At 53.6% G+C, this 8,655-nt stretch carries 6 protein-coding genes; 2 read left to right on the forward strand and 4 right to left on the reverse strand.

What is annotated here, in order from left to right:
- Positions 1–106: 106 nt before the first annotated feature.
- Together secD and secF are read left to right on the forward strand one after the other, a co-directional pair.
- Positions 107–1,462 (forward strand): protein translocase subunit SecD, encoded by a 1,356-nt coding sequence (secD, locus tag HN413_08510; GenBank protein MBT3390438.1) that lies wholly within the window; start codon positions 107–109, stop codon positions 1,460–1,462.
- 25 nt (positions 1,463–1,487) lie between these two features.
- A complete protein-coding gene (gene secF, locus HN413_08515; protein ID MBT3390439.1) occupies positions 1,488–2,402 on the forward strand; it encodes a protein translocase subunit SecF in 915 nt (304 codons plus the stop codon).
- 53 nt (positions 2,403–2,455) lie between these two features.
- On the opposite strand, the gene HN413_08520 is transcribed toward secF, so the two are convergent.
- From HN413_08520 to HN413_08535, 4 genes are all read right to left on the reverse strand, one after another.
- On the reverse strand, positions 2,456–3,325 hold the full coding sequence (locus HN413_08520; GenBank protein ID MBT3390440.1) for a PD-(D/E)XK nuclease family protein: 870 nt from the start codon (positions 3,323–3,325) through the stop codon (positions 2,456–2,458).
- Positions 3,326–3,383: 58 nt separating this feature from the next.
- On the reverse strand, positions 3,384–5,618 hold the full coding sequence (locus HN413_08525; GenBank protein ID MBT3390441.1) for an ATP-dependent helicase: 2,235 nt from the start codon (positions 5,616–5,618) through the stop codon (positions 3,384–3,386).
- A 78-nt stretch (positions 5,619–5,696) separates the two neighbouring features.
- Entirely contained in the window at positions 5,697–7,790 is a 2,094-nt protein-coding gene (locus HN413_08530) for an ATP-dependent helicase (protein MBT3390442.1), read from the reverse strand.
- Between the two features lie 33 nt (positions 7,791–7,823).
- Complete coding sequence (locus HN413_08535) at positions 7,824–8,480, reverse strand: HD domain-containing protein (protein ID MBT3390443.1); 657 nt, start codon at positions 8,478–8,480, stop codon at positions 7,824–7,826.
- Positions 8,481–8,655 lie beyond the last annotated feature (175 nt).

Raw genomic sequence — 8,655 nt, forward strand, 5'->3', positions numbered from 1 at the left:
GAATATTCGACATGGATTCATGGTAGGAGTATAATCGCTTGGTTTTGCGGATCAGAAAATTCTGATCATAACGAATGTAACAGTTATTTCTTACGAAAGGAGAAATATGAAACAACGAAGATATTATCGACTCTTTGTCATCATACTCGTTTTACTGGCCGGGGCGGTTTGGGTGGTGGTAACAGAAAACTCCACGATTTTGGGGCGCGAAATCTTCACCCATCTAGGTTTGGATTTAGTAGGTGGCGTGCAAGCCCTGCTAGAGGCCGATGTGCCAGCAGATGCGACCATTGACCCAAATTCTATGGATACGGCTCGCACGATCATCGAAAATCGCGTCAATGGATTATTGGGCGTTGGCGAAGCCACAGTGCAGAAAGCCGGTGAGCGCCGTATTGTGGTAGAACTGCCTGGCGAACAAAACCCGGAGCAGGCATTGAGCACGCTGAAAGAAACCGGTTTGCTCGAATTTGTGGATATGGGCATGGATCCGGTGCCAGCCGGTACAATTATCCAAACCGATTTTGTACTCGGCAACGCGGATGCTTCTCAGCCGGGAGATGCAGATGCCAGCTTTGGGGAGATTCAGCAAATCTGGCATACAATTATGACCGGTGCTGATCTCAAAGAAGTGGGCGTGACGATTAGCCAATTCAAGGAATATCAAGTTGCTTTTGAGTTGACGAGCGAGGGGGGTAAGCTCTTTGCCGACTACACCACAAATAATGTGGGTGGATACCTGGCGATTGTTTTAGATAAAACTGTAATTTCAACTCCGCGTGTCAACACGCCAATTACAGGTGGAAGTGGCTTAATTTCTGGGGACTTTGATCAAGAAGAAGCCAATAAATTGTCGGTGCAGTTACGCTATGGCTCGTTGCCTGTTCCCCTGAAGGTGATTGAAACGCGTGCCATCGGCCCCACATTGGGGCAAGACTCGCTGCAGAAAAGCTTAAAAGCCGGTGCGATTGGAATGGGTATTGTGATTTTATTTATGGCCTTATATTATCGCTTGCCGGGTGTTGTGGCCGATTTCGCGCTGATTACGTATGCGTTGCTGACCTTTGCGCTCTTCAAACTCATCCCTGTGACTCTAACATTGCCGGGTATTGCCGGATTTGTATTGAGTATTGGGATGGCGGTCGATGCGAATGTGTTAATCTTCGAACGGCTGAAAGAAGAACTGAAGCAAGGCAAGAGCTTGCACTATGCCATCGACCTGGCCTGGAATCGGGCATGGCCCTCTATTCGTGATTCCAATATTTCAACATTGATCACTTGTGCGATTCTATTCTGGTTTGGCAGCACCTTCGGAGCCAGCCTTATCAAAGGCTTTGCGGTTACGCTTGCGCTCGGCGTTGGCGTCAGCCTCTTTACGGCGGTGACGGTCACGCGTACCTACCTGCATATTGTGATGGATAATATCAAACTCTCGGATCGTCACGAATGGTTTGGTTTATAAAGCTAAGCGCATGGGAGAAAAAATCATGATTGATATTGTAAAACGTAGATATGTATACTTTGCGATCTCCCTGGTGATTATTTTGCCGGGGATCGTTGCGTTAATTTTGTGGGGCCTGCCTCTGGCGATTGATTTTACTGGAGGAAGTTTTCTGGAAGTACAATTTGCCCAAACCGCACCTTCTTCCGAGGCTGTATCTGCCCTGTATTCAGATTTAGGTTTTGGTGACGCTCGCGTACAAACCTCGAGCGATAATGTCTTGGTGGTGCGTTCAAAGTTCCTCGATAACGAGGCGCGCGATCAGATATTGGGCGGGTTGCGTGATGAATTTGGAGAGATTACCGTATTGAGGTTTGATAGTGTTGGTCCCACAGTTGGTAAAGAAGTGGCAACGCGCGCCTCGGGTGCAGTTGCGCTGGCCGCGTTAGGTATTATGCTGTATATCACGTATGCTTTCCGCGGCGTTTCCCATGCTATTCGCTACGGGGTAAGCGCTATTATCGCCATGCTTCACGATGTCGCTCTGGTAATTGGTATGGCGGCAATTTTTGGAAAATTCCTGGGCTGGGAAGTAGATTCTCTATTCCTGACGGCCTTGCTTACGGTGATTGGATTCTCCGTGCATGATAGCATTGTTGTCTTCGACCGTATCCGCGAAAATTCGAGCAAATACCGCCGAATGCCCTATGAAACCCTGGTAAATCAATCCATCGTGCAAACCCTGGCGCGCTCAATCAATACTCAGCTTACTGTGATGTTGACATTGTTGGCCTTAAGCATCTTTGGCGGAGAGACCATCCGTCACTTCGTCATCACGCTGCTCATCGGCGTTTTTAGTGGAACATATTCTTCGATCTTCAATGCTGCCCCTATTTTAGTAGTCTGGGAGAATAAAGAATGGCGCACATGGTTCCGCCGTGGGAGTAGTGCCGCCGCTTAATTCAACGCAGAGACGCGGAGAGATAGTTTGTATGATCTCTCCGCGTTTTCGCGTTAGTATTCGACTTCTGTAATCCCCTCAAAATCCAGTTCTAATTCAAACCCTATTTCTGGTTCGTTAAACTCATCCATCTCGTTCAGCACCCCGGCTTTGTCGCCGCGGCTGCACAACGAACGGTAGGGACAGTAATTGCAGCGGAATTCGTCCTCGGTGAGATGCGCAGGATCATCCCCCCGGCTTTTGATCTCACCAATCAACCCGCTGAGATAGGCTTCATCGGTGGCAAATTGTTCTTCGCTATAGCTGAAGCGCGCCGGTTGATCGGGAAAATCCGTGAACCAGTAGATCATCTCGATTTGTTCCGGGGCAATCGGCTGCCCACCGTTTAACTGCGCTCCCGCCCGTGTCAACAAGTAGGGATACACTCGCGTCTGTAGTTTTTTCTCCAGCCACTCACGTTTAGGACGTTTGCGCGAGGTCTTCCAGTCAAAAATGGTGGCTTTACCCCCCTCTCCCTCAGGGAGAGGGGCCGGGGGTGAGGGGAATATAATAATCAAATCATACTTCGCCATAAGGCGGAATTCCCCCAATGGAGCCGACAAACTGATTTCGGGACGCGCCCGCAGACCTTCAGGGTTTTGAAAGCCTTGAAGGTTTGTAAAGTTTTGCCACCAGCGTTCCAGCATCTCATCCCCCTCGATTTGTCGCGCCAACTTCTCTGTCGGGATGCCGAGAAAATACTGATGCGCTAAATGATGGAACTGCGCCCCGCGCTGCATGAATAGCTCGCTTTCCAGCGCCGGAGCGGAATCCAGCGCAGGCCAGGCGCGGCGTTGAATATAGCGCAACTGAAATCGCCGCTGGCAGTCCACATAATCTTGCAGACTCGATTGACTGAATTGAAAATTTTTCGGTAACGTCATGTTATTTTATGAGGAAGTCTGGAAAGCAGGAAAAGTTCTAGGCTTCCTGGTTTCCTGATTAATTTTGTTGCTCCCAAAACGCTTGCAGCGCCACCAGCGGAATTGCCGCTTGCTGTTCGCCATTGCGTCCTGAATTCCAGGTGATAACCAGTTCACGCCGCGCCCGCGTGATGCCCACAAATAGCAGCCGCAGGCGCTCGCGCACATATTCCAGGCGTGCCGCCTCGGTGGGCGCGCTCGCCTCGTACCACGCGTAGGCATCAGTGCCAAAGGCCACTTTCAACTGCGCCAGCGTCTCCGCTTCCAGATTCAGGCTGTCACGGATAAACCAGCGTTCCGAAATATAGTTATCATAGGCCATCCCCGAAGGGTAATCGTAATTATTGACCGACATCAAATACACCCGATCCCACTCCAGCCCTTTGGCCTTATGCACGGTCGCAATCACCACCCGGCCGCGGTACTTTTCCGGGTCAAAGCCCGAATCGTCGTCGCTGAAGCCCAGGAAGCGGCGCTCATTTTTGGCAATTACCGCTAACTCCCCGGTCAATTCGGGTAGATTCCATTCCGGGTTCGTTGTATGCAGACGGCGTAGCAGCACGGCCAGTTTGTGGGCAATCGCCAGATCATTGGGTTCAGTGAAGATTTCCTGGGAGAGAGTCAGGATCATTTGGTCAATGGGCAGCTCGATGGTTTTCTGCCAATGGCGCAGGACGCTCCGGAATTCGTTAAGTTGATCCAGTTCTATGGGGTCTAGTTCATCTCGGAGAGAATCCAGCCAATCCATGCCCGGAGCGGGCGCCAGAAAATCCTCCACGCGCGCGCAGCCCTGCAGGATTTTGGCCGTCGCTTCGACGATTGCCCAGGTATCCGCGTCTTCGCGTTCTGCCCTCCGCCACACCCGGTAGACGGTTGCCATCTTGCGCGCCGCGCCGGGGTCCGAGAGATAGGCCAGAATATTGCCCAGCGCCCCTGCTGTCTGCCGCGTGGAACTGGATGAGCGCAGCAGATTATCCACTGGCTCAATGCCGCGTTTGCGTAACTCATCGTTGAGCAAGAAGCCACGCGTATTGCGCGGCACCAGCACAGCCACGGTATCCTCAGGATGCTCCGGCAGCCAGCGTTCCAGCGAATCGGCCACGGCCTGGATTTCGGCATCGGCGCTGTATTTGTTCTCGACCAGGTGAATCGCTTCGGGTTGGTCCACCGGATTGGGCTGCGGATCACCCTCCGGGGTCGGTTCGATATACGGCTCTGCCAGGGCGTTGCGCACAGCTTCCACGGGATGTTCGGCCTGCGACCAGTCGATCAAGTAATTCGCCAAATCCATGATGCTCTGCGTGGAGCGCCCGGAGTTGGGCAAATCGCGCCGGGTATCGGCCTGGGCGACAAATTCACGCAGATATTTCGGATTGGCCGTGGTGAAGCTTTCGAAGATGGCCTGATTGGGATCCCCGACGCGCACCCAATTCATAGCTGGCCCGGCCAATTGCGCCAGAATGTCCTGTTGAAGTTTGCTGCTATCCTGGGCTTCGTCTTCGAGAATGTAGGGCCACTGGAATTGCAATCGGGCGAGGAGATCGGCATCCACGTGCAGCGCCATCAGCGCCAGGCGGATCAGATCGTCAAAATCGACCGCCCCGCGGTAGGCCAGGGCGCGCTGATAATCGCGGTACATCGCCGCGCCCATCTCAGCCAATGGTAGGGGCAGCGGGAGGCTCTCAAGCTGCTGTGCCACATCATTGGGGGCAAGCTGCATATCTTTAGCCGTGCGGATAAAGCTCATGGCGATGCCCTGCATCAAGACGGGCAGTTTTTCACGCCGCACCCAATCCAGCTTGCCCTCGTCTAACTCGTGGTTGAGATACTCATCCAGCTCAAAGGGATGCTCATCCAGCCAGGCGTTGGCAACCTGCTTGCGGATGCGGTCGGCCTCGCGCTCGTCGATAATTTGAAAAGCCGCATCCAGCCCGACAAGTTCGGGGCGCTCGCGTACAATATCATGCGCCAGCCCGTGCAGGGTGCGCACGCGGTAATAGGGTAGCAGCGGACGCGTGGCTTGTTCGGAGAGAAAGCCATCAATCCGGGCGGCGAAATTATCCACGGCGGAGTTGGTCAGCGTGACGATTAGAATCTCCTGATTCTCTTCGAGCGCGCCACTTCTAATTAAATCCGCGGCTAAGCGCGAGAGCGTCCATGTTTTGCCGCTGCCAGGAACAGCCGAAACGCCCATTGTGCCGTGGCGGTATTGCAAGATGGCTTCTTGAGCAGGTCGAGGGGTGAATTCAGTCATTATTTTCAGTTATAGGTTGAAAGTTGAAGGTTACAGGTTCTAACTTTCAACCTATAACCTGTAACCTTCAACATTTTCTCAAATATTCCGCAAAGCTCGATCCAGTGCCTTAATCAACTGCCCCTTATGCTCATAGCCCTGCTCGCCGAGTTCGCTGATGCCCAGGAGGATGCCCTCCCGGCAACGGCGCACCAGCCCCGTGACCAGGGTATGCAGCGATTGGCGGCTGGCTTCGAGTTCATCCAGGTCGCTCCACGGACGGGCTAAATCCCACCGACGACTGAGCACGTAAGGGTGTGTCAGGGGTTGGCGGATGCGCTCGTGCCAGCCGCGTGAGCCGATGTCGAGCCAGAATTGATAGGCAGCGGAGCGGTTGCGCATCAGGAAGGTGGTCGCCGGAGCCAGGAAAACGGCATCTTCGGGTTCGGTTTGCCAGGGCGAGAGATATTGCGCCGCAATTACACCGTCTTTGACCATTTCGAGATATTCTTTACCGAGCGGGGTGCCTTCAATTTCCAGACGCTCCCCTACGCCCCAGCGGAATTTGCGCACCGACTCGATCAGGTTGGCAGCTACTTCGGCGGCGTCATAATCGCTGTGGAAGCCGTAGCCCGTTTGCGAGAGCAGTTCGCCGAAGATGTGGCTAAGAAAATGGTCTAACTCTTCAGACGTCCCCTGGATATAAGCCTCCAGCCAGGCGCGCAGGCCATCATAGGCCAACCCCAGCTTGTAGGTGATGCGCTCCTGCATCTCGGGGCGGATTTGCTCAAAGGGCAGCAATTTCCCTTTACGATAGACGATTTCGGTCAGCAAGCGGGCGCGCACCAAATCCAGGCCTTCGATGGACTGAATCAGCGCATAGGTCAAGTCAAACGCCGAGGGGAGCAACGTCCATTCGGGGTGCGCCAGCGCAGCCAGCGTCAATAAGGTTTGGGTGGCGGGCTCATCCCGCAAGGAGCGCGACGGGCGATGTGAATAGGTCGGGATGCCGCGCCCGTCCAGCCGCTCGACCAGCGAGAAGCGCAGCGAATCGCTCAGGTAGGGAGCCAGCACCACAATCTCGCCGGGGGGTGTGCCCTGCTCGATGAGAGCTTCAATCTGATCGCTGATCCAGTTGAGCATTTGGGGATAGTAGCGCGTTTCAGGGAGCGGGGAATAGGGAATTGAGAATTGCGCGCCGGGAAGCAGGTCGGAAGCGGTTTCTTGCTCGGGCAGGATTGCCACTGAGAGAGCATGGCCTAAGGACGAGAGTTCTTCGCTGAGAATGAATGAATTGAGAAAGGAAACTCGTGTGTCGCAGTACTCGCTTAACCGGGATGTGGTTTGGGGATCGGCTCCTAAAAATCGGCGGTAGCCAGCCCCCAGGTCAAAGATCAGCAGCGTCGACTCGAAAACGGGTACCCACTCTTTCAACAAGTCAAATGTTACGGGTACATCTTCTTCCAGATTATCCACAATTAGATGCCGGTACTGATTCATCAGATAATCACGGCACAGCGCTTCGGGCCAAAGATGTTGTGTGAAAAGTTCGAGTTGCAGCGAAAAATCGAGCAAGTTATTTTCCAGACAATACTCACGGAACAGGTTGGCACAGGTTTGCGCATCTTCATAAATATGCGCCTGACCGGAGTCGCCGGCCCAGGCACTTTTTAGCCGCGGGCCGATCTCGATGTGTGGGAAGCCGACCAGCGCGGCTTTGTTGAGATTATCAACGATCTGGCTATACAGGCGATTGCGCTCGATAGTAATCCCCTCGAAAAGGCCCTGGCTGAACAGCGGCCGCACGAGATGGGCCATATAATACTGGGCGGTTTCCAGAGTGAGAAAAGTGGGTGGGCGGTCGGGGTGGGTGAAACCAGCCTGCTCGCTGACCAAAGGCCAGAAAAGTTCCACCATGCGCTTGGCGATACCGCCGATGGTCAGGATGCTGGCGCTGCCGCCAGGGGCGGCCTGGGGGCTTTGCAGCACTTCGTAGTACGGCGCAGCTAACGTGCGCTGCGGTACGAGCAGCAAAATCTCATCCCCTGGGACGCCGGAATCGAGCAGGTGCATCAACCGCTCCACGCCGACGGTGGTCTTGCCGCTGCCCGCCGGGCCGTCGAGGAAGATGCGCGCATCGAGAGGGGCTTCGATGACGTCGAGTTGGCTGGAGGTGAGTTTGGAATCAGTCATTAATAGGGTGCGCGGGTTTTATTGAAATTCGGGTTAAATTTTCGGCAACTGCGTGAGCGCATATTCTTGAATAAGCGCTTCAAAAAATTCGATCTGCCGTTCAACCTGCTCTTTGAACATCCGGTCGCCAGTGTATGTTTCCATGATCTGGTCGGCTTCACGATATTTTTTCAATTGCTTGAGGCGTTTGCGCAGTTTTTCGGCCAGCACGCCGAAATCATCCATCTCCGGGGCGCACCATTGCAGGATGCGGTAAGCGCCAAAACGGTCGATATTATCGGCATCGGTCAGACATTGTGCTTCGAGGGTGTGTGGATGCTCGAAATCAGATTTGCCATCTACATGGGAAGCAATGGCGTAGCAAATATTGTCGATCTCTTCGGGGTTGTAACCAAGTTCTTCGAGCAAGGGGCGGCTGAGGGTTGCGCCGATGCGTCCGTGCTCGCGGTGATTCTCCATTGGGTCAAAGTGGGCTACATCATGCAGGAGACAGGCGGTAATGACCAGTTCCACATCCGCGCCTTCTTCTGTAGCGATCTGCTTGCCGTACTGAGCCACGCGCAGGGTATGGTTCCAGCGATATCTGGGGTTGTGCCATTCGCTGGGATTATTTTGCTCCATATGGTTGAGGCGATCCCGAACAAACTCGGCAATTTTGGCGAAGCGCAATTGTGAAGGATGCGATTGCATGGTTTTGTGATTTCCTTATATTTACCTGATGTCCGCCTGGAACAAAAATGGTCTGGTTGATTATAACAACAAAAAAATTCCTTGACATGCAAATGGCTTGGTTATATAATCCTGCCCGCGCAATCCTCGGTAGCTCAATGGCAGAGCGGGCGGCTGTTAACCGCTAGGTTGTAGG

It is taken from the genome of Chloroflexota bacterium (genome assembly GCA_018648225.1).
Taxonomy (GTDB): Bacteria; Chloroflexota; Anaerolineae; order Anaerolineales; family UBA11858; genus NIOZ-UU35.